This is a genomic window from Loktanella gaetbuli, from assembly GCF_020531945.1.
Lineage (GTDB): Bacteria > Pseudomonadota > Alphaproteobacteria > Rhodobacterales > Rhodobacteraceae > Loktanella > Loktanella gaetbuli.
Genome location: NZ_JAJATZ010000007.1, coordinates 59,356 through 83,892, shown reverse-complemented (window position 1 = coordinate 83,892; position 24,537 = coordinate 59,356). Strand labels below are relative to the sequence as shown.

Below are 24,537 nucleotides of genomic sequence, written 5' to 3'. Positions count from 1 at the left end.
GCTAGGGACCATGCAGGCATTAAGGTTTTACCCAAAAACGAAGCGTTGGGCCGTAAAAGTCAGCGCGGATGTAACAGAGGTGTGCGTGGTCCGCAACTCTGACAAGCGCCGCATATTATGGGTTTCGTCCAAAGAATTTCCGCGCGCATGTCACGCGGGTGCGGGCTGGTGGTCATGCACACGCTGAGGACGCTTAATTCTGACCGCCGTGCCGCCACCCGGCATGGGTGCATGGGATTTTCCGGCCTCGACGATCAGCACCCCGCCGCCTGCCAGCCAGGGAATCTTGTGACCGGCCCGTTCGAGAAAGGCCGCCGTCTTGCGCCAGAGCGCCCGTTGCGATGGCGGTTGATACAGGGCTGCGGTCGCATGTCGCACCATGAATCCATGCGCGCGCAGCTGATCGTCTAGCTGGCCGGTCAGATAAGGACGGCCGAATCCGAACGGCGTGCGGTCGGACCGCGCCCACATGCCCGCCCGGTTCGGCACGATGAAAACCGCACTGCCCCCCGGCCCCAGCACGCGATGGCATTCGGACAAGACCCCTGCCGGGTGGTCAGAGGTTTCCAGCCCGTGCATCACGACCAGCTTGTCCACCATGCCCGTCGGCAGCGGCCAATGGGTGTCATCACACAGGACCGATACGTTTTTTTCGCCTGCCGGCCAGGGCATCACGCCCTGCGGTCCCGGCATCAACCCGATGACGCGGCGAGCATCCGGCAGATAGGGCCGCAGTAGCGGAACGGCAAAACCGTAACCTGCGACGGTCTGGCCCTTTGCCTCTGGCCAGATTCGCACCAGTTCATCACGTATGACACGCTGCGCAGCCCGGCCAAGGGCGCTTCGGTAATAGAAGCTGCGCAGGTCCAGAACGTCGAGGTGCATCGGATGGCGGTCCTGTTTAGGGTCACGTCATTCTAGCAAGAACAAAGGTAAGTAGACCATGCCCGTTGAACTGATCACCGTCCCGTGTCTTTCGGACAACTATGCCTATGTGATTCATGACCGCGCGACGGGTGACACGGCTGTCGTCGACGTGCCAGAGGCCGCCCCGATCCGGGCAGCACTGACCGCGCGCGGCTGGACGCTGACCGATATCCTGCTGACCCACCACCACGACGATCACGTGCAGGGCGTCGCCGAACTGCGAGGCGGATGCCGTGTCATTGGCGCGGCGGCGGATACGCACCGCCTGCCCGAACTGGATCTGGCCGTATCGGACGGCGACAGGTTCACCGTGCTGGGATCTGATGTCGACGTGCTGGACGTGTCGGGGCACACGATCGGGCACATCGCATTTCACATGCCTTTGGAAAAGCTGTTGTTCACCGGCGACAGCCTGATGGCGATGGGATGTGGCCGCCTGTTCGAGGGCACCCCCGCCCAGATGTGGGACAGCCTGCAAAAACTGCGGGGGTTCGACCCGGCCACGCAGGTCTGTTCGGGTCACGAATACACGATGACCAATGCGCGCTTTGCCGCATCTCTTGAACCCGGCAATCCAGCGATTAACTCTAGATACGAAGCGACACGGCAGGCGCGTGAAAACGGCCATGCGACTGTGCCGTCGCTTTTGTCGCTGGAATTGGACACCAACCCTTTCCTGCGGGCCGACGATCCGAATTTGGCGCAAGCGTTGAACATGTCGGATTCACAACCTGCCGAAATTTTCGCCGAAATCCGCGGTCGGCGTGACCGCGTCTAGGCAAAAGAGACGACCATGTCCGGTGTTCACGGCACGTCAGTGAATTTGTGAACATCATATGACAGAAAAATCTTGAAGGTTGGCCGAATTCGTCTGACCTTGGAAACACAGGCAAACGCGGCATCCCGTCCGCGCTCGAGAAAAGGAGCACAGCCGTGCCATCATTTTCCGCAACGCTCGAACAGTCCATTCATGGCGCACTTGCGCTGGCAAATGCGCGCCGCCATGAACTCGCCACGCTAGAGCATCTCTTGCTCGCGTTGATCGACGAACCCGACGCCGTGCGCGTCCTCAAGGCGTGTTCCGTCGACCTTGATGAACTGCGCAAGGATCTGGAAGATTTCATCTCTGACGATCTGTCGACGCTGGAAACCGACGTCGAAGGGTCCGAGGCGGTGCCGACCGCCGCGTTCCAGCGCGTCATCCAGCGGGCCGCGATCCACGTGCAATCGTCCGGCCGTAACGAAGTGACGGGTGCCAACGTGCTGGTCGCCATTTTTGCGGAACGCGAATCCAACGCGGCCTATTTCCTGCAAGAACAGGACATGACCCGCTACGATGCGGTGAATTTCATTGCGCATGGCGTGGCCAAGGATCCGGCCTACGGCGAATCCCGTCCCATCACCGGCGCGACCGAACAGGAAGACGAAAGCGTCACCGATGGCGACGGCAAGGAAACCGCGCTGGAAAAATACTGCGTCGATCTGAATGCCAAGGCCGGCAAGGGCGATGTCGATCCGCTGATCGGTCGCGCCCACGAGGTCGAACGCTGCATCCAGGTGCTGTGCCGCCGCCGCAAGAACAACCCGCTGCTGGTGGGTGATCCCGGCGTGGGCAAGACCGCAATCGCCGAAGGTCTCGCCTTCAAGATCGTCAATGGCGAAGTGCCCGAAGTGCTGGCAGGTGCCACAATTTTCAGCCTCGACATGGGCGCATTGTTGGCCGGGACACGGTATCGCGGCGATTTCGAGGAACGCCTGAAGGCCGTGATGACCGAGATGGAGAATCACAAGGATGCGGTTCTGTTCATCGACGAAATCCACACGGTCATCGGGGCCGGTGCGACCTCTGGCGGCGCGATGGACGCATCCAACCTGCTGAAACCTGCGTTGCAAGGTGGCAAGCTGCGCTGCATGGGGTCCACGACCTACAAGGAGTTCCGTCAGCATTTCGAAAAGGACCGCGCCTTGTCACGCCGGTTCCAGAAAATCGACGTCAACGAGCCTTCGGTCGAGGATGCCGTCAAGATCCTGCGCGGCCTCAAGCCCTATTTCGAAGAGCATCACAACGTCAAATACACGGCTGATGCGATCCGCACCGCTGTGGAACTGGCGGCGCGTTACATCAACGACCGCAAGCTGCCGGACAAGGCAATCGACGTGATCGACGAGGCGGGTGCCAGCCAGCAGCTGATCCCCGAATCCAAGCGTCGCAAGACCATCGGCGTCAAGGAAATCGAGAACGTCGTTGCCAAGATCGCGCGTATCCCGCCCAAGAACGTCACCAAGGACGATGCAGAGGTTCTCAAGGATCTCGAAAAGTCGCTCAAGCGGGTGGTGTTCGGTCAGGACAAGGCGATCGAGGCGCTGTCCTCTGCCATCAAGCTGGCCCGTGCAGGCCTGCGCGAACCCGAAAAGCCCATCGGCAACTACCTGTTCGCGGGCCCGACCGGTGTCGGCAAAACCGAGGTGGCGAAACAACTGGCGGACACGCTGGGTGTGGAACTGATCCGGTTCGACATGTCCGAGTACATGGAGAAACACGCGGTTTCGCGTCTGATCGGTGCACCTCCGGGCTATGTCGGGTTCGATCAGGGCGGGATGCTGACCGACGGTGTCGACCAGAACCCGCATTGCGTGCTGCTGCTGGACGAAATGGAAAAGGCGCATCCGGATGTCTACAACATCCTGTTGCAGGTCATGGACCACGGGAAACTGACCGACCACAACGGCCGGACCACCGATTTCCGCAACGTGATCCTGATCATGACCTCGAACGCCGGTGCCGCAGAGATGGGCAAGAATGCCATGGGCTTTGGCCGCGAAACCCGCGAGGGCGAGGATACGGCGGCGATCGAACGGATCTTTACGCCGGAATTCCGCAACCGTCTGGACGCGATCATCAGCTTTGGCGCGCTGCCCAAGGAAGTGATCATGAAGGTTGTCGACAAGTTCGTCCTCCAGCTTGAGGCGCAGTTGATCGACCGGAACGTTCACATCGAACTGACGCCCAAGGCCGCCGAATGGCTGGCAGACAAGGGCTATGATGTAAAAATGGGTGCGCGTCCGCTGGGCCGCGTCATTCAGGAAAACATCAAGAAGCCGCTGGCCGAGGAACTGTTGTTCGGCAAATTGGTCAAGGGCGGACTGGTCAAGGTCGGCGTCAAGGATGGCGAACTGGAACTGCGGTTCGAAGAGCCGGAGCAAGGCAAGATTGCCGGAAAGAAGCCACCCCTGCTGACGGCCAAATGATCCGGCCTGCGACCATTGCGATATTGTCCCTCGCAGCCACATCGGCTGCGGGGGATTTTTCATTGGCGCAACCGATAGACTGTGATCTTGGCGTCGACTGCCACATTCAGCAGGTCGTGGATCACGACCCGACGGCAGGCGCGTCTGATTTTCGCTGCGGCAGCCTGACCTATGACGGGCACAAGGGCACGGATTTCGCCCTGCCATCGCTGGCGGCACAGGCCGCTGGCGTGGACGTGCTGGCCGCAGCCGACGGTGTCGTCACAGGGGTGCGCGACGGCATGGCAGACGCCTTGCAAGTCGACGTGACGGCCCCGGACGTATCCGGGCGGGAATGCGGGAATGGTATTGTCATCAGTCATGAAAACGGCTGGGAAACCCAGTATTGCCATCTGGCCCAAGGGTCGATCAGTGTCGCCAACGGCGACCTGGTTACTGCTGGCACCCCGTTGGGGCAGGTCGGCCTGTCAGGTCAAACCCAGTTTCCGCACTTGCACCTGTCCGTACGGCAGAACGGTCAGGTCGTTGATCCCTACGATCCTGATGGCGTGATCAGTTGCGACGCCCCCGAACAGGACTGGTTGTGGTCGGATGTCACGCCAACGCCCCCCGGCGGGATCATCGCAGCCGGTTTCAGCGACGCCGTACCTTCCTATGACGCGATCAAGGCGGGCAACGCTGCAGCCGATGATCTGACGACGACCTCTGATGCGTTGGTGCTGTGGGGATATATGTTCGGCGCGCGCGCGGGCGACGAGTTGCGCCTGACGATCATCGGCCCTGACATGGAACCGATATTCGAAAATGTGCAGACCCTCGAACGGACACAGGCGCAGCTGTTCCGGGCAGGCGGCAGACGCACGCCGCCCGGTGGTTGGCAACCGGGCCTGCATATTGGTCTGGTCGAGTTGTTCCGCGACGACCGACGTCTGGCAGTCCTGAAATCCGAAATCGTGCTGAATTAACGCTCTGTCAGTTTCAGCTCGATCCGACGGTTCTGTGCGCGGGCCTCGGGTGTATCGGCGCTGTTGATCGGCTGAAATTCCCCGAACCCGTTTGCCGCCAACCGGGTCGGAGGAATACCCAGAAAATCCTCCATGTAGCGGACGACCGACAGGGCGCGCGCCTGGCTCAGTTCCCAGTTATCCAGAAACTCGCCTTGGCCGGACAGGGGGACATTGTCCGTATGGCCATCGACGCGGATGATCCAGTCGATGCTGTCGGGAATATCGGATGCGATCTGGCGCAAAAGGCTGGCGACATTCGCGATCTCGCCGCGGCCCTGGGGCGAGAGCGTGGCCGATCCGGGGTTGAACAGCACCTCTGACGAGAACACGAAACGGTCGCCCTCGATCCGAACGCCAGCCAGCCCCTCGACAGCCTCGCGCACCTGACCAAAGAAATCCGACCGGAATCGTTCGAGGTTTTGCGCCTCGGCAGCGAGGCGGGCCGCCTCGGCCTCGAGCCGGGTGCGCTCGGCCTCTTCCAGTGCACGGCGGCGGCGTTCTTCGGCAGCGACGCGCGCCAGCGCGGTGTTCAGCTGTGCGCCCAGCTGCTCGATCTGCACATCGGCGTCCTGACTGTCCTGATTGGCGACGTTCAACAGGGATTGCAGCGTGCCCACTTGCGTGCGCAGGGCCGCCACCTGTTCGTTCAACAGGGCGGTCTGGCGCTGCGCCTCGGCGCTTTGTGCCTCTTCCTCGCTCAGGCGGCGATTGGCCTCGGCCAGCGCGGCAGACTGCTGGTCTGCCAGATTCTCGGCATCGGTGCGCGCGGCAAGTGCGGCAGCCAGACGCGCGTTGATGTCTGCCTGTTCCTGATCATCGACCGTTGTCGTCTCGCGCAGCGCGTTCACCTGTGCGGACAATTCATCCCGCGCCAGCAACGCTTCGGCCAGACGATCCTCAAGGGTTGCAGAACGTGCGCCTGCGTTTTCCGCCTGCGTTTCAGCGGCCTGCTGCGCCAGGATGGCTGCGGCCAGTTGCGCCTGAATGTCGTCCAGTTGCGCCGCCCCATCGGCAAGTGCGGCGTCGAGTGCAGCGCGCGCGCTGTCCAGTTCCGCCTCGGTCTGTCGCCCTGCGATGGCGGCAGCCGCCAACCGTGCGGTCAGGTCCTCTGCCTGCGCCTGACTGGCATCCAGCGCCGCCCGGGCCGCATCCAGTTCGGCGGCCGTGCTTTCCTGTAGCGCCAATGCCGCAACCAGCCGGGCATCCAGATCATCGCCCTGCGAGAGCGCCGCCGACAGATCGCCTTCGGCCTGCTGCTGAGCCAGAAGGGCAGCGGACAGGTTCATGTCCAACTCGTCGCGTGCAGCCCGCGTCGCGGCCAACAGTGTCAGGGTTTCCTCGGCCTCCCGGCGCTGTTCCTCAAGCGCGAGAGTCATCGCCGTCAGCTCCGCATCGGCATCCGACAACCGCTGCCGCAACGCCTCGGCTGCCGCGGCATCCGCCAGTTGTGCTGCCTCCAGATCGGAAATCTGGGCGCCCTGGTCGGCGGTCTGACGTTCCAGATCAGCAATCATCGCCTGCAATGCCTCGCGTCGGGCAGCGGCGAGGCGCGCTGCCTCGGCCTGTGCGTCGACCTCGTCACGCGCCGTCGCAAGGGCGAGGTTCAACTGTTCCTGCTCGCTGAGCAGCGCGGCCTCGCGGTTTTGCAGGTCATCGACCTGGGCCGTCAGGTCGCTGCGCTGTGCGAGCAGGCCCGCGACCTGTGCCTCGAATCCGGTAATGGTGTTTTGTGCGGCAACCAGCGCGTCAGCAGCCGCGTCGCGTTCACCGATCAAGGCTGCGATCCGGCTGGCCTGCGCATCGGCGGTTTCACTGGCCCGATCAAGGTCGGCGGTCAACGTCGCCGTCAGCGATTGTTCAAGGCCCAGCGCCGTCGTCAGTGACGCGATCTGTCCTGCCAGTTCATCCAGTTGCGTCGCCTGACCACTAATCGTTTCGCGCAGAACGAACTGGATCACCATAAAGATCGTGAGGACGAACATCAGAACCAGCAACAGCCCCGTCATCGCATCCACGAAACCGGGCCAAATCGTCGAATTCATCCGTTGACTGCGGCGCGACAGGGCCATGTCAGCCCTCCTTGCGGGTCTGTCGGATCGCCCGCGTCAGTTGCGCCAGCTCGGTGCGCAATTCGCCGATCAGTTCCTGACGGCCTGACACCATTTCCTCGGTCAGGCGCAGCATCTGCGTATCCATCGACCGCAAGCGCATCCGGCTTTCTGCATCCAGACCGTCGACGCCGCCATCCTCCAGCTTGGCGATCAGGCGTTCCTGGCCTTCGGCAATGCGGGTCAGCAATGCTGCGTCCGTTCCCGTGCCCCGTTGCGCATCCACCAGACGGTCGATCGTGCGCGCCAACTGGCTGAGGTGCTCATCCGCCTCGCGTGACGTATTTTCGGCGCGGGCGAACATCGCCTCCATCGCGTCCAGTTGCGTGCCCATATGTTCGGCAAAGGCGGACAGCATCGCGCTGTCCTCGTTATTGCCCTCTTCGCCACTCGCAAACCCAAGACGCGTGATGGTGGACAGCCATTCCTCCAGCTCGCGGTAGAACCGGTTTTGCCCATGGCCTGCGAACAATTCCAGCAAACCGACGATCAACGACCCCGCCAGTCCCAGAAGTGACGACGAAAAGGCCGTCCCCATGCCGCCAAGCTGGCTTTCGAGTCCCTGTTGCAACCGGCCGAACACGTCCTCACCGCTTTCGCCATCGGCCGGTGACAGGGACCGAATGGTGTCCACCAACGCCGGAACTGTGGTGGCGAGCCCATAGAACGTTCCCAAAAGGCCCAGAAAAATCAGCGTATTGCCGATATAGCGCGTGATCTCTCGATCCTCGTCGATGCGCTGTGCGACGGAATCCTGGATCGACCGGCTGGACGTGGCACTGATCTGCATCCGTTTGCCGACCGATCGCAGCAATGTCGCCAGCGGAGCCAGCAGCGACGGGGCCTTGGTCAGGTGATGCCCGGACCGGCCCGCGGCAAAGCCTTCGATCCATTCAACGGATTTCATCAGCTGATAGACCTGCGCAAAGGTCGAATAGACGCCGATGACGAACACCAACAGGATCGCGCCGTTCAGATAGGGGTTCGACAGAAAGATGCCGCGCATCTGCGGGTAGCTGACATAGAGACCGGCCGCCACCAGCGCCAGCACGATCAACATCGACGTGATCTGCCGGACGGGTTGGGAAAACTGTGGTTCTAGCCTGGGTTTGCGGTCTTCGGACAAGGGGCTGGTCCTGCTCTGTTTTGCGCAGCCTAACGGGCAAATGACAGGCTGGAAACGATTAATCCTGCCCGATCAACGCACGGACCCGTGTGGACAGCCACACCATGTCGGGATCAGCGATCCCCATCTGGTCCAGCAGGGCCGCCGTGTTGAACAGGTAATCAGGGTTCGGCCCCATGCCCCCCACCGCCCGCGCGATCATCTGCGCCTGTGTTTCCAGATCCAGCTGCACATATTGTTCATGGGCCGGGTCGATAACATAAGCGAGCGATTTCAAAGGTCCCTCAGCCGTTTCCAGCGTCAACTCGTGTTCGACATAGGCCGAAGAGATCAATTCGCGTTCGCGCAGCATCGCCAGAACGGCGTCCGCCTCTGCGTCGGCGGCGCGAAATGCCACCCCTGTGCAGATCGCACCCGGCACCGCATCCAGCGCCAGAACAAGGCCCGGTTCTGCAACGGTGCCCCGGTGATGGATCGACAGCATGCAGAAACTGCGGTGATAATCGCGCAGCACCGCACGACGTTGTTCCACCGGGGTGAACCCGGTTTTCCACAACAGCGATCCATACCCAAAAACCCAAAGACTCATGCGGGTGGTCCTTTCTTTGCCTGCGCTATAAACCGCAGGGACAGCGATGGCGAGGGTGAGATCATGAAGGCTTTGTTGGTTGTGGTTCTGGCGCTGAGCGCGCTTTATTCGGGTTATTGGTTCATCGCCACCCAGGGTCTGAACAGCGGACTGGACTCAGCGATGAGTGCGGCCGAAACACGCGGCTGGGATATCGATGCCGAAACGCTCGACAAGTCCGGGTTTCCATCGCGGTTCGACGTCACCGCAACGAACGTGGCTGTGCGCAGTCCGTCCGATTTCGTCGAATGGCGGGCCCCTGTCGTGCAGACCGCAGCCCTCAGCTATCGGCCCAACAGCGTGATCGCCACATTGCCACCAGAGCAGACGCTGCGCCTGGGCCAACAGGTGCTGGCGATCGGCTCGGAAAACCTGCGCGCCAACGTCAAGGTCGCGGCCTCGCCGTCACTCGCGTTCGAGGCGCTGACGGCTGAGGCGGCCACCCTGAACATCCGTTCCGATGCAGGCTGGCAGGCGACCACGGGGGCGGCATTGATCGCGATGCGCGCAGCAGGTCCGGCGGCCAACACCTACGAAGGCTATGTCAGTCTGGCCAATATCATGCCTGTCCTGCCGCTGGCCGGGCTGCCTGACACGGCCGCACAGATGACCGCTGACATCACGGCGGTCCTCGACCGGCCACTTGACCGCACAACGCCGACGCAACCACCGCTGCTCGAAACCCTGACGATCAGCGAAATCGACCTGAGCTGGGGGTCACTGCGCCTGGGCGGCACGGGCGAGGTGACGGTTGATGCAGGCGGTTATCCCGACGGGCGCATCCTGTTGCAGGTGGCGAACTGGCGCGACATGCTTGCGTTGGCGAACGGTGCGGGGGTGGTGCCACCCAACTTGTTGCCTGCGCTGACCAGCGGGTTGCGGATGCTGTCGGGTGGCAGCGACAATCTGCAACTGCCGCTGACATTTGCCGGGGGGGACATGATGCTGGGCCCCCTGCCGTTGGGCCCTGCCCCGCGCCTACGCTAGGCGACGGGCCTCGATCGCTTCCCATATCTTGGCGGCGACATTCGTTCCGTCAAAACGTTCGAGTTCCTGAATTCCGGTTGGCGAGGTCACGTTGATTTCCGTCAACCAGTCGCCAATCACGTCGATGCCCACAAAAATCTGGCCCTTTTCGCGCAACAGCGGCCCGATCCGCGCGCAGATTTCACGGTCACGGTCCGTCAGTTCCACCTTTTCGGGACGACCGCCGACGTGCATGTTCGACCGCGTCTCGCCTGCGGCCGGCACGCGGTTAATCGCGCCGACAGGTTCGCCATCGACGAGGATGACGCGCTTGTCACCCTTGGTGACGGCGGGCAGGAATTTCTGCATGATCAACGGCTCGCGATTGATGCCGGAAAACAGCTCGTGCAGGGATGCAAGGTTGCCGTCAGACTGGCCCAGTTTGAACACGCCCGCACCGCCGTTGCCGTAGAGCGGCTTGAGAATGACATCGCCGTGCGTCGCCCGAAACGCCTTGAGCGTGTCGAGGTCACGCGCAATCATCGTGGGCGGCGTGAGATCCTGGAATTCGAGGACAAGCAGTTTTTCAGGGTAGTTACGCACCCAGAACGGATCATTCACCACAAGTGTATCAGGGTGAATCATGTCAAGCAGATGGGTGGTCGTGATATATCCCATGTCGAATGGCGGATCCTGGCGCAGCCAAACCACGTCAAAATCGGCCAGATCGACGGTTGTCTCGTCACCCAGCGAGAAATGGTTACCCTTTTCACGACGGACCGTCAGCGGCCAGCCGCGCGCCGTCACGCGCCCGGTGTCGAACGCGATCCGGTCCGGCGTGTAGTAGAACAAATGATGCCCCCGCGCCTGCGCCTCTTCTGCGATCCGAAAGGTGCTGTCTGCGGTGATATCAATTGGCCCGATCGGGTCCATCTGAAAGGCGATTTTCAACGACATGGTCACTGCTCCTGCGTGCGGGTCCTGATGGGGATATGGCGCAGGCAGGGGCGGTCGGCAATGGCGCGTTACCAACCACCGAATGCATTCGGCACGATGCGCACGGCACCGACCGAATCGACCAGACCGACATCGAATCGCATTCTGGTCAGCTGTCCGGTGGGTTCACCTGCCACATATTCCATCGCGGCACGGCAGATTCTGTCAGCCTGTCGTCGCGTGACACGGGCGGCGGCCTGCGCGAAACTGCGGCTCTTTTTGACTTCGACGAAAACGATGGTGTCGCCGTCCCGCACGATCAGGTCGATTTCACCAGACTGACCACGCCAGCGCCGGGCCGCCGTCGCACAGCCACGTCGATCATAGGCCATCGCCACTGAATGTTCCGCAGCCTCACCCGCCAGGTGGTTGCACCGCCCCCGGTGTTGCCGCGTCCGATCACTGGTTGCCTGCATCGTCCTCATCCTTTCCCAGTTGCAGTGCCGTCTGATAGACCTGCCTGCGGGGCAGGCCCATCGCGCCGGCAACTGCCGTGGCCGCATCCTTGACCCGCATGGTCTGCATTGCCTGTCGCAAGGCAACCTCGATATCGGCCTCGACGACCGCGACAGCACCCGCACGGCCGATCAGAACCACGATTTCGCCCTTCACGTTGCGGCCATCAAAAGCATCGACCAGGTCTGACAAGCGACCCGTCGACACCTCCTCGAATTTTTTGGTCAGTTCCCGGCAGACGCTTGCCTGACGATCACTTCCCAGAGCATCGCGCGCAGCAGCTAAGAAATCATGAATGCGTTTGGGTGATTCATAAAAAACAAGCGTGAACGGCAGATCGCGCAGGTCCACCAGCTCTGCCAGCCGCGCCGCAGGTGCCGCGGGCAGAAAACCGCAAAACGCAAATCGGTCGGTCGGCAGGTCACCGACGCTGAGCGCTGTAACCACCGCAGACGGGCCGGGGGCGGCCGTGACCGGCAGGCCCGCCGCGCGCACGGCACGGGCCAGTTCGAACCCGGGGTCCGCAATCAGCGGCGTGCCCGCCTCGGACACACAGGCCAGCGATGCACCGTCCCGGATCGCGTTGACCAGACGGGCCACCGCGGCGTCACTACTGTGATCGTGAAATGCGATGATCCGCCGATCCCCAAGGGGAATCCCGTGAATCTCCATCAGCTTGCGCGCCGTGCGGGTGTCCTCGGCCGCGATCATGTCGCAACTGGCAAGGATATCCAGCGCCCGCAACGTGATGTCCCGCGCCGTGCCGATGGGTGTCGCGACCAGATACAAACCTGCCGACAGCGATACGTTGAGATGATTCATGCCTAGACCCGTCCGGCTCTCGCCTTATGATAGCGTTAAAGGGCGACAATGCGGCCTATGGACGTTAAGGACAACGCCGATACCGCAACGCCCGCCACAGATGTTAGGAATTGCCATGACCGCTGCCGCCCCTTCATTGATGACATCACGGCTGCGCCGTGCTGCCGCCTATGTGACTGCAACCGTTGGATTGATGTGGATGGGTGCCTGTGTCCCCGTCGGCACCGTCGGCATGACGCAGGACACCGGCCAGACCATTGACGCAAGTGCACCTGTTCAGGTGGCCCTGCTGGTGCCCGGCGGATCCACGCAGGGCGCAAATCAGGCGATTGCCTCCAGCCTCGAAAACGCGGCGCGCATGGCGATCAGCGACCTCGACGGAGTCAGCATCGACCTGCGGGTCTACAACTCGGGGTCCGATTCGGCGCAGGCGGCGGCCGTCGCCACCCGTGCCGTGGACGAAGGCGCCAAGATCATTCTGGGCCCGCTGTTCGCTGACGCGGCCAATGCCGCAGGTGTCGCCGTCGCACCGCGCAATGTGAATGTGCTGGCCTTTTCGAACAATACCACCATCGCGGGCGGCAACGTTTTCGTCCTTGGAGCAACCTTTGAAAACACAGCCGACCGCCTGGTGCGTTATGCCAGCGGTCAGGGCATCAGCCGGATCGGCATCGTGCACGGTGACGATCTGGCCGGACAGGTCGGTCGTGATGCGATCGCCCGTGCGGTTCAGGCAAATGGTGCCAGCGTGGCAGGTATCGCCAGCTATCCGCTGAGCCAGCAGGGCATCACCGCATCTGCCGGGCAAGTCGCAGCCACGGTCAAATCAAACGGTGCCGACGCCGTGTTCCTGACGGCAGGTGTCAATGCCGACCTGCCGTTGTTGGCGACAGCCCTGCCAGAGGCCGGGATCAACCCTGCGGACACACGGTATCTGGGTCTGACGCGCTGGGATGCAGCACCGCAGGCGCTGGCGCTGCCCGGTCTTCAGGGCGGGCTGTTCGCGGTGCCTGATCGCGCCATGTCCAGCAACTTCGAGGCGCGCTACAGCAGCGTCTACGGCGGTCAGCCCCACCCCCTCGCAGGTCTTGCCTATGACGGAATCGCAGCCATCGGCGCATTGGTGGCACAGGGCCGGTCCGATGCACTGACCAAGGCGGCATTGACGCAGCGCCAAGGCTTCATGGGAACCTCGGGCGTGTTCAGGCTGCGCGCCGACGGCACGAACGAACGCGCCCTGTCTGTCGCAACGGTGCGGAACAATGCCGTCGTCATCCTTGAAAACGCACCGCGCAGCTTTGGCCGTGCTGGCAGCTAGGCCCGCGCCGACCGGACTGAACACGACGCCGGAGGATCTGATCCTGCCGGCGTCGTCGATTTTCGATGCCCCCGCCGTCGCAGACCAGATTGCAGCAGCGAGCGAGAACGCTGTTGATGACCGCGCGTTGCGCACAGCTGTTGTCGGCATTCTCAAGGATGCGCAAAAGAACGGGCGGGCCGCGATCCGCGCGGCATTTCTGGATCATCCGTTTCGCGCCAACCCCACGACACGCGCTTACAGCTGGCTGACCGACTGTCTTGTTTGCGCGGTGCTGGACGTGGCCCGCAACCGCCTGCACCCCAACCCCAATCCGACCGAAGGCGAGCGGTTGTCCGTCATCGCCGTGGGCGGCTACGGTCGCGGGGAAATGGCGCCCTATTCCGATGTCGATCTGCTGTTTCTGACTCCCTACAAGATCACGCCCTGGGCCGAGGCGGTCATCGAATCCAGCCTCTACATGCTCTGGGATCTCAAGCTGAAGGTCGGTCATGCCAGCCGCACGATCAAGGATTGCCTCAGGCTCGCCGGCGAGGACTACACCATCCGGACGAGTCTGGTGGAATACCGTTTTCTGACCGGCGACGCCGACCTGTCCGTGACGCTGGGCGATCGGCTGTGGTCCGATCTGTTCAAATCCTCTGCCCCCGATTTCATCGAGGCCAAGCTGAAAGAACGCGGTCAGCGCCACAAGAAGCAGGGCGGCCAGCGCTACATGGTCGAGCCCAACGTCAAGGAAGGCAAAGGCGGTCTGCGTGACTTGCAATCGCTGTATTGGATCGGGAAATACATCCACGGCGTGCAGGACGCGTCGGACCTGGTCAAGCACAAGGTCTTTACCCAAGACGAATACGAAACCTTTCGTCAGGCCCATGAATTCCTGTGGGCCGTGCGCTGCCATCTGCACCTAATTGCCGGACGCGCGCAGGACCAACTGACGTTCGACATGCAGGTCCAGGTGGCCGATGCGATGGGGTTCCAGGACCGCGCCGGACGGCGCGGCGTCGAACATTTCATGCAGGCCTATTTCCGCCACGCAACCATGGTGGGGGATCTGACGCGCATTTTCCTGACCGCGCAGGAACGCACCCACGCCAAGGCGGCACCGATGCTGGAACGTCTGCTGACCCGCAAGCCCAAGACGAAACCGCCCTTTGCGATCAAGCACAACCGCCTGACGGTTTCGGGACCCAAGACGTTTCTGGCCGATCCGCTGAACCTGCTGCACATCTTTGAAGAAGCGATGCGCACAGGCACATTGATGCATCCCGACGCGATGCGTCTGATTGCCGCCAACCTGCACCTGATCGATGACACGGTCCGTGCGGATCCAGAGGCGAACCGTATTTTCATGCGTCTGATGCTGAAATACGGCAACCCCGAACGCGCGCTGCGACGCATGAACGAATTGAACATGCTGGCGACGTTTATGCCGGAATTCGCACCGATCGTGGCGATGATGCAGTTCAACATGTACCACAGCTATACCGTGGACGAGCATACCATCCAGGTCATCAGCCACCTGTCGCGCATCGAACGCGGCGAACTGGTCGAGGAATTGCCAGTCGCCTCGCAGATCATCGAGGCCGGCGTCAATCGCAAGGTCCTATATGTCGCGCTGTTGCTGCATGACATCGGCAAGGGCCGACCAGAGGATCATTCGGTGCTGGGCGCACGCATTTCGCGCAAGGTCGCGCCGCGCCTAGGGCTGTCGAAAAAGGAATGCGAAACGGTCGAATGGCTGATCCGCAATCACCTGCTGATGTCGGACACGGCACAGAAACGCGACATTTCCGAACCGCGCACCGTGCGCGGCTTTGCCAAGGCGGTAAAATCCAAGGAGCGTCTGGACCTGCTGCTGTTGCTGACGGTCTGCGACATTCGTGGCGTGGGCCCCGGCACCTGGAACAACTGGAAAGCCGTGCTGCTGCGCAACCTGTATTCGGCAACGCGTGACGCGCTGGACAACGGGCTGGAGGACCTCAGCCGCGAAACCCGCGAAACGGTGGCCAAACGGGCATTGCGCGACGCATTGGCGGACTGGGACGCTGCTGATCTGAAAACCGAAATGAACCGTCACTACGGGCCCTATTGGCAGGGTTTGCCGCTGACGACCCATGTCGTTTTCGCCAATCTGCTGCACGCCATCTCGGACAGCGAAATCCGGGTGGACCTGACGCTGGACCATGACAGGGATGCGACCCGCGCCTGTTTTGCGATGGTGGACCATCCGGGTCTGTTCAGCCGGATGAACGGGGCCTTGGCGCTGGTCGGTGCAAATATCGTGGACGCGCGCACCTACACGTCCAAGGACGGCTATGCGACCGCTGCCTTCTGGATACAGGACGCCGACGGCAGCCCTTACGAAGAAGCGCGCCTGCCGCGTCTGCGTTCCATGATCCAGCGCACCCTGATGGGCGAAGTCGTGGCAAGCACCGCACTCAAGGATCGGGACGTGTTGCCGGTCCGGATGCGAGCATTCCGGGTGCCGACGGTTATCACATTCGACAACGACGGGTCCGAAATCTACACGATCATCGAGGTGGATACCCGTGACCGCCCCGGCCTGCTGTATGATCTGACCCGCACGCTGGCAAACGCCAACGTCTACATCTCGTCCGCCGTGATCGCGACCTACGGCGAACAGGCTGTCGATACCTTTTACGTCAAGGATATCACCGGGCTGAAATTCCATTCCGAGTCCAAGCGCGAGGCGCTGACAGCCAAGCTGCGTCACGCCATTGACCAGGGCGCGGAACGGGCGCAAGGGTAGCGCCCCAGTCAAAGAAGGCCCCAGCCATGAAACCCATCCGCCTGATGTCCGGCTTTTTCACCGTGGGGATCTGGACATTGCTCAGCCGCGTGATGGGGTTTGCGCGCGACATCCTGATCGCGGGCTATCTGGGCACAGGGGTCGCGGCACAGGCATTCATCATCGCATTTTCATTGCCGAACCTGTTCCGCCGGTTCTTTGCCGAGGGCGCGTTCAACATGGCCTTTGTGCCGATGTTCTCCAAGAAACTGGAAGGCGGCGAAGACGCGCGGGCCTTTGCGCAGGATGCATTCGTTGCAATGACCCTGATCCTGTCCGTGTTCACAGTAGTGGGGATCATCTTCATGCCGTGGCTGGTGACGGCGATGGCCAGCGGTTTCCGAGAGGACGCTCGTTTCGATCTGGCAGTGGAATACGGGCGCATCGCCTTTCCGTATATCATGTTCATCTCGCTGACGGCCTTGCTGTCAGGTGTGCTGAACGCGACGGGCCGATTTGTCGCCGCCGCCGCCGCACCCGTCATCCTGAACGTGGTCTTCATCATCGCCATGCTGGTCACTGCCCTGCTGGGACGGGATATGTCTGATAGTCTTGGGATGGGTATCGACCGGGCTCTGGGACTGCAGATCGGTGACAGCCTAGCACTGGCGGTGCCATTGGGGGGAATCCTGCAGATGGGGATCGTCTGGTGGGCCGCATCGCGTGCGGGTTTCACCATGACCCTGCGGATGCCGCGCTGGACCCCGGAATTGAAAAAACTGGCCATGATCGCGGCCCCTGCCGCACTGGCCGGCGGTGTGGTCCAGATCAATTTGCTGGTGGGCCGTCAGGTCGCCAGTTTCTTTGACGGTGCGGTGGCGTGGCTGTCATACGCGGACCGGCTGTATCAGCTGCCACTGGGCGTCGTCGGCATCGCCATCGGCGTTGTCCTGCTGCCTGACCTGTCGCGCCGCCTGCGGGCCGGAGATGCGGCGGGCGGGCGCGATGCGTTCAATCGCGCCGCAGAGCTGAGCCTTGCGCTGACGGTGCCGGCAGCAGTGGCGCTGCTGGTCATCCCCGTTCCACTGACGTCGGTGCTGTTCCAGCGCGGGGCCTTTACCCCCGAGGACACGATGGCCACGGCCCTGGCCGTCGCGGTCTATGGATTGGGCCTGCCCGCATTCGTGCTGCAAAAGTCCCTGCAACCGCTGTTTTTCGCACGCGAGGATACGCGGCGACCATTCATCTATGCCTTGGTCGCGATGGTGTTGAACCTTGTTATCGCGCTGGGGCTTGCCCCCTACGTTGGGTTCATCGCCGCGGCATTGGGCACCACCGCGGTGGGCTGGATCATGGTCGCACAACTGTGGATCGGATCGCGCAACATGGGGGCCGCCGCGACGTGGGACGACCGTTTCCGTGCACGTATCTGGCGGATCGTCCTTTCGTCGGTCGGGATGGGGGTGGTGCTGTTTGGCGCGGCTGTCGTGCTGGGCCCGTTCCTTGCGACCGAAGGCCTGCGCTACCTCGCGCTGGCTGTGCTGATCACAATCGGGATCGTCAGCTATTTCGGCATCGGTCAGATGATCGGCGCGTTTCGACTACAGGACTTTCGCAGGGCGCTGCGGCGTTAACGCTGGCGCAAGCGAACCAGCAGCGCATGCCATCCGCCCGGCGCGAGGATGATCGACGCGCCGAAACCCACGGCGAAACCGGCCAGATCCGCGACCCACCGCATCGTGCCACCAAAGATCAGCGCAAAGATCAGTTGCAGCGCCAACAAAAAGCCGATCAGGCGAAACGCCTTGATCTGCTGCCCGCCCTGTTGCCCGATCCGGGTCCACAGGATGTAGGTGAACGCCCCTATGAAACCGTAGACCGCCGGATATGCGCCAAACAGCGGTTGCGTGCCATCAGCGACCAGACCAAACCCCAATGCCCCCGCCACCGCCGAAACCACAAACAGCGCCAGCGTTGCCGCCGGATGGAACACATCGCCCACGAATTTGCCCAGCGCCAGCAGCAAGGCACCGCCGAACAGCGCATCGGTGAAACTGCCATGCACAAAGGCGTAGGTCACAAACCGTTTGAGCAGATCCAGCGACAGGTCACCCCGCATCACGACGTAATCCACCACGGCAGGCGACACCGCATACTCCTGCAGGGCCTGCAACCGCCAGCCGATCCCGCCGGGCCCACCCACCAATCCGGTCGCACCCGCCGACAGAGTCAGTTCGACCGCGACAATGATCATGACAAGAGCCGTGACCACGGGCGGAATGGCGTTGACGGGACTTTGGATTGCCATGGCGGATGCCTCGGGTTGTTGCGAATGGAGCCGTGCTCTGGCATGGGTATGCGGAAATATCGCAGCCTACCAGCCCGGATGATCCCATGACCCAAAGCCAGTTCACACCCCGCGTCTTTTCCGGGATCAAACCGTCGGGCGGATTGACGCTGGGCAACTACCTGGGCGCGATCAAGCGGTTCGTCGGCATGCAGGGCGCGATGGAGACGATGTATTGCGTGGTCGATCTGCACGCGATCACCGTCTGGCAGGACCCCAAGGAGTTGAGTCACGCCACCCGCGAGGTTGCAGCAGGCTATCTGGCCGCCGGCCTGGACCCAAGCCAATCAATCCTGTTCAACCAGAGCCGCGTGTCGGCGCACGCCGAGTTAGGATGGATTTTCAACTGCGTCGCCCGTGTCGGCTGGATGAATCGCATGACGCAGTTCAAGGACAAGGCCGGCAGCAACGCCGAAAAGGTATCGCTTGGCCTTTATGCCTATCCGTCGCTGATGGCGGCCGACATTCTGCTGTATCATGCCACGCAAGTCCCTGTGGGCGAGGACCAGAAACAGCATGTCGAATTGACGCGCGATATCGCGGCCAAGTTCAACCACGATTACAAGACCGACTTTTTCCCGATGACCGAACCGGTGATCGACGGCCCCGCCACGCGCGTGATGAACCTGCGGGACGGGTCCAAGAAGATGTCCAAATCCGGCGAAAGCGATATGGAGCGCATCAACATGCGCGACGGCGCTGACCTGATCGCGAAAAAGTTCAAAAAGGCCAAGACCGACCCTGAACCGTTGCCCGACACACTGGACGGGCTGAAAGGACGGCCAGAGGCGCGTAACCTGGTCGATATCTACGCCGCGCTGTCCGATACCACGTCGGAGGCGGTGATCACGGAATATGCGGGGGCAGGCTGGGGCCGGTTCAAACCCGCGCTGGCTGATCTGGCGGTCGATCGGCTTGCACCGATTTCAGACGAGATGACGCGCCTGATGGACGACCCCGCAGAGATCGACCGCATCCTTGCCGACGGGGCCGAGCGTGCCCGCACGATCGCAGAGCCGATCCTGTCGCGCACCTATGAAATTGTGGGCCTGTTGCGCTGACCCCTGGTGCGGGGTGCCGATTTTTCGCGAAAAATCGGTGGGCCGCCGCATCCTGCGGCGGCGGCCTCCGGCGGGGATATTTTGAAAACAGCGATTGATCAGGTCACGCATAGGCACAGCCATGCGAGCCGGCCGCACTTTACCTCTGCCCGATTGCGGCCTAGGCCTGTTAAAACGAACGAGTGGGGTGATCATGGCCACGGGAATACAGATAAGAACCTATTTCGGTGGTGCATGGCACGACGGGGACGTCGCTGTGATGCGTGCTGCGGACCACGGGTCATGGCTAGGGACAACGGTGTTCGACGGGGCCCGTTACGCCAACGGCGTTGTCCCGGATCTGGCGGCACATTGCGCCCGCGTAAACCGCTCAGCCGAGGCGCTGATGATCACCCCCACCGTGAGCACCGCAGACATGGTGGCCATCGTCCGCGAAGGACTGCGCGCCTATTCTCCCCAGACGTCCGTCTATATCCGCCCGATGTACTGGGCACTGGATGGTGGCGACCTTGGGATCGTTCCCAAGGAAGGATCCACCGGTTTTGCCATATCGCTCGAGGCCATACCGATGGCACCGGCGGGCGCTTCCACCACCCTGACCACCACCCGGTTCCGCCGTCCGGTGATGGAAGACAACGTCGTCAACGCCAAGGCCGGCTGCCTGTATCCCAACAACGCCCGCATGCTGGCCGAGGCCCGGTCCAAGGGGTTCGGCAATGCCCTGGTCGCTGATGTGATGGGCAACGTGGCGGAAACCGCCAGCGCCAATGTGTTCATGGTGCGCGACGGCGTGGTGTTCACACCGATCCCCAACGGCACCTTTCTGGCCGGTATCACCCGCGCCCGCCACATGGCAAACCTGCGCGCAGATGGCGTCGAAGTCGTCGAAAAGGTTCTGACCTTTGACGATTTCCGGGCGGCGGACGAGGTATTCCTGTCGGGCAACATGATGAAGGTCACGCCGGTCAGTGCCTTTGACGACCGATCCTACAACAGCGGGCCGGTCACGGCCCGTGTGCGGGAATTGTATTGGGACTGGGCCGCGTCCGAAACGCTCTGACCGTTGCACGATGTCGGCGCAAAAGGCAGGATGCGCCCAAAGAGGGGGATGAAATGCGCAAGTTTCTGGTCGTGCTGGATGACAGCCGCGAATGTCTGAACGCGATGCGATACGCCGCCATGCGGGCCTCCAAGACCGGGGCGGGCGTCACGGTGCTGTCGGTCATTCCGCCCGATGAATTCAACCACTGGATCGGCGTCGGCGAGATCATGCGCGAAGAAGCACGCGAGCGTATCGAGGTGCATTTCGAGGTCTTTGCCAAATGGATGCGGGACAGGCAGAACGTGAACCCCGATCTGGTGATCCGAGAAGGCGAGGCGCTGCCCGAGATCATGGCCCAGATTACCGAGGATCCGGAAATCGGGGTTCTGGTGCTGGGCGCGGGCACCGACAACAAGGGACCCGGCCCGCTGGTCAGCGCGCTCAGCCGTCAGGCCGGGACGTTCCACGTGCCGATCACCATCGTTCCCGGTGACCTGTCAAAAGAAAAACTGGACGCCATCACCTGAATGCTTAGAATGGTTCTAAACCTTGACGTGGGCCGTCACAGGGCGCATATCGGTAACCTGACATAAAAGGACGGTTTTCATGTTCATCCAGACCGAATCGACACCGAACCCCGCGACGCTGAAATTCCTGCCCGGTCAGACCGTGCTGGAGGTCGGCACCGCCGACTTTCCATCGGCTGATGCAGCGGGCACATCGCCGCTGGCGCAGCGCCTGTTTGCCGTGAACGGCGTGACAGGCGTGTTCTTTGGCATGGATTTCGTGACCGTGACCAAGGACGATGACGTGGAATGGGATCACGTCAAACCCGCGTTGCTGGGTGCGATCATGGAACACTACCAGTCGGGCCAGCCGGTCATGGGCGCCGATCACCAGCCGGTCAGCGGCCATGCAGAACACGACGGCGAGGATGGCGCAATCGTCGACCAGATCAAGGAATTGCTGGACACCCGCGTCCGCCCTGCCGTGGCACAGGATGGCGGCGACATCACGTTCCACGGGTTCGAACGCGGCGTCGTCTACCTGCACATGCAGGGTGCTTGCGCCGGTTGCCCGTCGTCCACGCTGACGCTGAAGATGGGGATCGAGAACCTGCTGCGGCACTACATCCCCGAAGTGACCGAAGTCCGCCCCGTCGCTGCCTGATGGCCGACAAGGTCGAAGTCCTGAACGTCAATCAACCCGGCCAGGTGGGCCGGGTTGATGCCGCGAAATACAACGCGATGAAATCTGCGATGTTGTCGACAGTCACAGCGACACCCATGACCGCTGCGCAAATGAAGGCCGGTGTGCTGCGGCAACTGCCTGACGATGTTTTCCCCGGTGGGTCCACGGCGGGTTGGTGGCTCAAATGCGTGCAACTCGACCTTGAGGCGCGTGACATACTGCAACGTCATCAGACAAAACCTCTGACGTGGTCGCTGGTGTGAACGCCACAGCGACCGTTCTTGCATTCGACACATCCGGTCCGCAGTGCGCTGCTGCCCTCATGACGCCATCAGGCATCACGACCCGCATTGACGCCATGTCCAAGGGTCAGGCCGAACATCTGATGCCGATGCTCGACGAGATGCTGCGTGACGCCGGTCTGGACTGGTCCGGACTGGGTGCAATAGGCGTGGGTATCGGGCCCGGAAACTTTACCGGGATCCGGATCGCCGTCGCCGCAGCGCGGGGGCTGGCCCTGGCGCTGAACATTCCGGCGATCGGTGTGTCCAGCCTCGAGGCACAGGTCGAAGGGCTGACAGGACCCGTGATTTCGGTACTGGATGCGCGGTCTGGCCGGTTTTACGCACAGTTTTTCGACGCCACCACCCGAGGCACGCCAGAGTTTCTGGAGCCCGGGCAAGCACCCGCTTGTCCGGCCGGCATCCGCCCCGCTTATGTCGGGGCGGCGGCATTCGGTGAGGTGATCGCGGCCGCCATGCCGCCCGCAACCGCCATGGCGATCATCGCAAGCCGCCGGATGCAGACGCCACAGCCACGCCCCGCGCCATTGTATCTGCGCCCGGCGGATGCAGCACCGCCGCGCGATGCGCCCCCCGTTGTCGTGCCGTGACGCCCGCAATTCTGGCACAGGTTCACGCAGCTGCCTTTGACCGCGACCGCCCGTGGTCGGCGGATGAATTTGCGGACCTGCTGGCCAGCCCGCTGGTCATCACCGTTGGGGACGACCGCGCGTTCGCGATGGGCCGGGTCATCGCACCCGAGCTGGAAATTCTGACGGTGGCCTGTCGCCGCGACATGCAGCGGCAGGGTCTGGGGCAGGCATGCGTGCTTGCCCTGCTCTTGGCCGGGCAACAAAAAGGGGCGCAAACCGCCTTTCTGGAAGTGGCCGATGACAATCTGGCCGCGCGTCATCTCTATGACCGCTTGGGATTCGAAAAGGTTGGTGTGCGACGCGCCTATTACGATCGGACCAACGGCCCGGCGGTCGATGCACTGGTGCTGTCAAAAGCCTTGAACGCTTGAATCTCCGCCTGCTTTTTGACCGATTGGCAAAAAAAGGGGTGCGCCGTTAAGTAACGGTTGACCACCGGCTCCGCCCGTTGCCTTATCGATGCCTGAAGCGGGGTGAATGCCACCTTGCTTGCCTCAGTGACGGGCGGCAACAGACTGCCCGCAACAACCAACGGGAGACCGACATGACCCTCATGCATAAACTGTTCGGCGCAACCGCAGCGCTGGCCCTGACGGCCGGTACGGCGATGGCCGACCCCGCAATCGTCTTTGACCTTGGCGGCAAGTTCGACAAATCTTTCAACGAGTCGGCGTTCAACGGCGCGACACGTTGGGCCGAAGAAACCGGAGGCACCTTTGCCGAGGTGGAATTGCAATCCGACGCCCAGCGCGAGCAGGCCCTGCGCCGTTTCGCTGAATCCGGCGCAAACCCCATCGTCATGGCCGGTTTTTCGTTCGCAACACCGCTGGGTGATGTGGCTGGCGACTATCCGGACACGAAATTCGTCATCATCGACGCCGTGGTCGACGCACCCAACGTGCAGTCCATCGTGTTCAACGAAGAGCAGGGCAGCTATCTGGTCGGCATGATGGCCGCCATGGCGTCTGAGACCGGCACCGTCAGCTTTGTCGGTGGCATGGACATCCCGCTGATCCGCAAATTTGCCTGCGGCTATGCACAGGGTGCCAAGGCGGCAAACCCCGATGTCACCATCATCGCGAACATGACGGGCACCACACCGGCCGCATGGAACGACCCGGTCAAGGGCACCGAGCTGGTGCTGGCGCAGAAATCCCAAGGCTCTGACGTTGTGTTCCAGGCCGCCGGCGGCACCGGTGTCGGCGTTCTTCAGGCTGCTGCCGACAACGACATGCTGGGCATCGGCGTTGACGCAAACCAGAACTACATGCACCCCGGTTCCGTGCTGACATCCATGCTCAAGCGCGTGGACAATGCCGTCTACAACTCCTTCATCGCGGGTGAAGCCGTCGAGCCCGGCATTCAGGCCCTGGGTCTGGAGCAAGAAGGTGTCGGCTACGCCATGGACGAATTCAACGCCGAACTGGTCAGCGCTGACATGCAGGCTGCCGTGGACGCGGCAGCAGAGCAGATCATTGCAGGCGACATCACGGTTCACGACTATATGTCCGATGAATCCTGCCCGGCCCTGTCGTTCTAAGACAGCCGATCAGGCCAAGACCCGGGGCCGTGCCGATTATAGGCGCGGCCCCAATGCGTAAAATAAA

Annotated in this window: 23 protein-coding genes; 15 read left to right on the top strand and 8 right to left on the bottom strand. The window is 62.2% G+C overall.

Features of this window, described 5'->3' with window-relative positions; genetic code table 11:
* Positions 1-150: 150 nt before the first annotated feature.
* Entirely contained in the window at positions 151-885 is a 735-nt protein-coding gene (locus LGQ03_RS13945) for a class I SAM-dependent methyltransferase (protein ID WP_226748889.1), read from the bottom strand.
* 58 nt (positions 886-943) lie between these two features.
* On the opposite strand from LGQ03_RS13945, the gene gloB reads away from it, so the two are divergent.
* The 3 genes from gloB to LGQ03_RS13930 all read left to right on the top strand — a co-directional run bounded on the left by gloB (position 944) and on the right by LGQ03_RS13930 (position 5,141).
* Positions 944-1,705, top strand: coding sequence for a hydroxyacylglutathione hydrolase (gene gloB / locus LGQ03_RS13940; protein ID WP_226748888.1), 762 nt, complete (start codon positions 944-946; stop codon positions 1,703-1,705).
* A gap of 155 nt (positions 1,706-1,860) precedes the next feature.
* A complete protein-coding gene (gene clpA, locus LGQ03_RS13935) occupies positions 1,861-4,176 on the top strand; it encodes an ATP-dependent Clp protease ATP-binding subunit ClpA (RefSeq protein WP_090158441.1) in 2,316 nt (771 codons plus the stop codon).
* A 62-nt stretch (positions 4,177-4,238) separates the two neighbouring features.
* On the top strand, positions 4,239-5,141 hold the full coding sequence (locus tag LGQ03_RS13930; protein WP_226748887.1) for a M23 family metallopeptidase: 903 nt from the start codon (positions 4,239-4,241) through the stop codon (positions 5,139-5,141).
* On the opposite strand, the gene LGQ03_RS13925 is transcribed toward LGQ03_RS13930, so the two are convergent.
* The 3 genes from LGQ03_RS13925 to LGQ03_RS13915 all read right to left on the bottom strand — a co-directional run bounded on the left by LGQ03_RS13925 (position 5,138) and on the right by LGQ03_RS13915 (position 9,006).
* Positions 5,138-7,252 carry a peptidoglycan -binding protein gene (locus tag LGQ03_RS13925; protein ID WP_226748886.1) on the bottom strand — a complete coding sequence of 705 codons (2,115 nt, stop codon included), beginning with the start codon at positions 7,250-7,252 and terminating at the stop codon, positions 5,138-5,140. The genes LGQ03_RS13930 and LGQ03_RS13925 overlap by 4 nt on opposite strands.
* 1 nt (position 7,253) lies before the next feature.
* Complete coding sequence (locus LGQ03_RS13920; protein ID WP_226748939.1) at positions 7,254-8,351, bottom strand: biopolymer transporter ExbB; 1,098 nt, start codon at positions 8,349-8,351, stop codon at positions 7,254-7,256.
* Between the two features lie 124 nt (positions 8,352-8,475).
* A complete protein-coding gene (locus LGQ03_RS13915; RefSeq protein ID WP_226748885.1) occupies positions 8,476-9,006 on the bottom strand; it encodes a gamma-glutamylcyclotransferase in 531 nt (176 codons plus the stop codon).
* A 63-nt stretch (positions 9,007-9,069) separates the two neighbouring features.
* Between LGQ03_RS13915 and LGQ03_RS13910 the strand changes: the two genes are divergently transcribed.
* Entirely contained in the window at positions 9,070-10,032 is a 963-nt protein-coding gene (locus LGQ03_RS13910) for a DUF2125 domain-containing protein (RefSeq protein ID WP_226748884.1), read from the top strand.
* On the opposite strand, the gene gshB is transcribed toward LGQ03_RS13910, so the two are convergent.
* The 3 genes from gshB to rsmI all read right to left on the bottom strand — a co-directional run bounded on the left by gshB (position 10,024) and on the right by rsmI (position 12,285).
* Complete coding sequence (gene gshB, locus LGQ03_RS13905; RefSeq protein ID WP_226748883.1) at positions 10,024-10,968, bottom strand: glutathione synthase; 945 nt, start codon at positions 10,966-10,968, stop codon at positions 10,024-10,026. The two genes, LGQ03_RS13910 and gshB, sit on opposite strands and share 9 nt — an antisense overlap.
* Positions 10,969-11,036: 68 nt before the next feature.
* On the bottom strand, positions 11,037-11,423 hold the full coding sequence (locus LGQ03_RS13900) for a YraN family protein (RefSeq protein WP_226748882.1): 387 nt from the start codon (positions 11,421-11,423) through the stop codon (positions 11,037-11,039).
* The gene (rsmI, locus tag LGQ03_RS13895) at positions 11,407-12,285 is read right to left on the bottom strand and encodes a 16S rRNA (cytidine(1402)-2'-O)-methyltransferase (protein WP_090158434.1); all 879 of its coding nucleotides are present in this window, start codon (positions 12,283-12,285) and stop codon (positions 11,407-11,409) included. The genes LGQ03_RS13900 and rsmI overlap by 17 nt, the downstream gene beginning before the upstream one ends.
* Positions 12,286-12,400: 115 nt before the next feature.
* Between rsmI and LGQ03_RS13890 the strand changes: the two genes are divergently transcribed.
* From LGQ03_RS13890 to murJ, 3 genes are read left to right on the top strand one after another with little or no spacing between them, the layout of a single operon-like run.
* Positions 12,401-13,603: a penicillin-binding protein activator gene (locus LGQ03_RS13890; RefSeq protein WP_226748881.1), complete on the top strand. Its 1,203-nt coding sequence runs from the start codon at positions 12,401-12,403 to the stop codon at positions 13,601-13,603.
* Entirely contained in the window at positions 13,548-16,376 is a 2,829-nt protein-coding gene (locus tag LGQ03_RS13885) for a [protein-PII] uridylyltransferase (RefSeq protein WP_226748880.1), read from the top strand. Before LGQ03_RS13890 ends, LGQ03_RS13885 begins: the two co-directional genes overlap by 56 nt.
* A 26-nt stretch (positions 16,377-16,402) precedes the next feature.
* Positions 16,403-17,989 (top strand): murein biosynthesis integral membrane protein MurJ, encoded by a 1,587-nt coding sequence (murJ, locus tag LGQ03_RS13880; protein WP_226748879.1) that lies wholly within the window; start codon positions 16,403-16,405, stop codon positions 17,987-17,989.
* Here murJ and LGQ03_RS13875 read toward each other — a convergent pair.
* A complete protein-coding gene (locus tag LGQ03_RS13875) occupies positions 17,986-18,663 on the bottom strand; it encodes a rhomboid family intramembrane serine protease (RefSeq protein ID WP_226748878.1) in 678 nt (225 codons plus the stop codon). The two genes, murJ and LGQ03_RS13875, sit on opposite strands and share 4 nt — an antisense overlap.
* An 86-nt stretch (positions 18,664-18,749) precedes the next feature.
* Here LGQ03_RS13875 and trpS point away from each other — a divergent pair, with 86 nt between their 5' ends.
* The 8 genes from trpS to LGQ03_RS13835 all read left to right on the top strand — a co-directional run bounded on the left by trpS (position 18,750) and on the right by LGQ03_RS13835 (position 24,470).
* The gene (gene trpS / locus LGQ03_RS13870) at positions 18,750-19,763 is read left to right on the top strand and encodes a tryptophan--tRNA ligase (protein WP_226748877.1); all 1,014 of its coding nucleotides are present in this window, start codon (positions 18,750-18,752) and stop codon (positions 19,761-19,763) included.
* 193 nt (positions 19,764-19,956) lie between these two features.
* Entirely contained in the window at positions 19,957-20,823 is an 867-nt protein-coding gene (locus LGQ03_RS13865) for a branched-chain amino acid aminotransferase (RefSeq protein WP_226748876.1), read from the top strand.
* 53 nt (positions 20,824-20,876) lie between these two features.
* The gene (locus LGQ03_RS13860; RefSeq protein WP_056032381.1) at positions 20,877-21,332 is read left to right on the top strand and encodes a universal stress protein; all 456 of its coding nucleotides are present in this window, start codon (positions 20,877-20,879) and stop codon (positions 21,330-21,332) included.
* Positions 21,333-21,411: 79 nt separating this feature from the next.
* A complete protein-coding gene (locus LGQ03_RS13855; protein WP_226748875.1) occupies positions 21,412-21,975 on the top strand; it encodes a NifU family protein in 564 nt (187 codons plus the stop codon).
* Entirely contained in the window at positions 21,975-22,259 is a 285-nt protein-coding gene (locus tag LGQ03_RS13850) for a DUF6958 family protein (protein WP_226748874.1), read from the top strand. The genes LGQ03_RS13855 and LGQ03_RS13850 overlap by 1 nt, the downstream gene beginning before the upstream one ends.
* Positions 22,256-22,888 carry a tRNA (adenosine(37)-N6)-threonylcarbamoyltransferase complex dimerization subunit type 1 TsaB gene (gene tsaB, locus LGQ03_RS13845; RefSeq protein WP_226748873.1) on the top strand — a complete coding sequence of 211 codons (633 nt, stop codon included), beginning with the start codon at positions 22,256-22,258 and terminating at the stop codon, positions 22,886-22,888. Before LGQ03_RS13850 ends, tsaB begins: the two co-directional genes overlap by 4 nt.
* Positions 22,885-23,301, top strand: a complete 417-nt coding sequence (locus LGQ03_RS13840; RefSeq protein ID WP_226748872.1) for a GNAT family N-acetyltransferase — start codon at positions 22,885-22,887, stop codon at positions 23,299-23,301. Before tsaB ends, LGQ03_RS13840 begins: the two co-directional genes overlap by 4 nt.
* 173 nt (positions 23,302-23,474) lie before the next feature.
* Complete coding sequence (locus tag LGQ03_RS13835; protein ID WP_226748871.1) at positions 23,475-24,470, top strand: BMP family lipoprotein; 996 nt, start codon at positions 23,475-23,477, stop codon at positions 24,468-24,470.
* Positions 24,471-24,537: the final 67 nt, after the last annotated feature.

Coding starts and splice junctions, on each gene's coding strand:
- LGQ03_RS13945 (WP_226748889.1), bottom strand. CDS start 885: ATGCACCTCGACGTTCTGGACCTGCGCAGCTTCTATTACCGAAGCGCC.
- gloB (WP_226748888.1), top strand. CDS start 944: ATGCCCGTTGAACTGATCACCGTCCCGTGTCTTTCGGACAACTATGCC.
- LGQ03_RS13925 (WP_226748886.1), bottom strand. CDS start 7,252: ATGGCCCTGTCGCGCCGCAGTCAACGGATGAATTCGACGATTTGGCCC.
- LGQ03_RS13920 (WP_226748939.1), bottom strand. CDS start 8,351: ATGTTGATCGTGCTGGCGCTGGTGGCGGCCGGTCTCTATGTCAGCTAC.
- LGQ03_RS13915 (WP_226748885.1), bottom strand. CDS start 9,006: ATGAGTCTTTGGGTTTTTGGGTATGGATCGCTGTTGTGGAAAACCGGG.
- LGQ03_RS13910 (WP_226748884.1), top strand. CDS start 9,070: ATGAAGGCTTTGTTGGTTGTGGTTCTGGCGCTGAGCGCGCTTTATTCG.
- gshB (WP_226748883.1), bottom strand. CDS start 10,968: ATGTCGTTGAAAATCGCCTTTCAGATGGACCCGATCGGGCCAATTGAT.
- LGQ03_RS13900 (WP_226748882.1), bottom strand. CDS start 11,423: ATGCAGGCAACCAGTGATCGGACGCGGCAACACCGGGGGCGGTGCAAC.
- rsmI (WP_090158434.1), bottom strand. CDS start 12,285: ATGAATCATCTCAACGTATCGCTGTCGGCAGGTTTGTATCTGGTCGCG.
- LGQ03_RS13890 (WP_226748881.1), top strand. CDS start 12,401: ATGACCGCTGCCGCCCCTTCATTGATGACATCACGGCTGCGCCGTGCT.
- LGQ03_RS13885 (WP_226748880.1), top strand. CDS start 13,548: ATGCCGTCGTCATCCTTGAAAACGCACCGCGCAGCTTTGGCCGTGCTG.
- murJ (WP_226748879.1), top strand. CDS start 16,403: ATGAAACCCATCCGCCTGATGTCCGGCTTTTTCACCGTGGGGATCTGG.
- LGQ03_RS13875 (WP_226748878.1), bottom strand. CDS start 18,663: ATGGCAATCCAAAGTCCCGTCAACGCCATTCCGCCCGTGGTCACGGCT.
- trpS (WP_226748877.1), top strand. CDS start 18,750: ATGACCCAAAGCCAGTTCACACCCCGCGTCTTTTCCGGGATCAAACCG.
- LGQ03_RS13865 (WP_226748876.1), top strand. CDS start 19,957: ATGGCCACGGGAATACAGATAAGAACCTATTTCGGTGGTGCATGGCAC.
- LGQ03_RS13860 (WP_056032381.1), top strand. CDS start 20,877: ATGCGCAAGTTTCTGGTCGTGCTGGATGACAGCCGCGAATGTCTGAAC.
- LGQ03_RS13855 (WP_226748875.1), top strand. CDS start 21,412: ATGTTCATCCAGACCGAATCGACACCGAACCCCGCGACGCTGAAATTC.
- LGQ03_RS13850 (WP_226748874.1), top strand. CDS start 21,975: ATGGCCGACAAGGTCGAAGTCCTGAACGTCAATCAACCCGGCCAGGTG.
- LGQ03_RS13835 (WP_226748871.1), top strand. CDS start 23,475: ATGACCCTCATGCATAAACTGTTCGGCGCAACCGCAGCGCTGGCCCTG.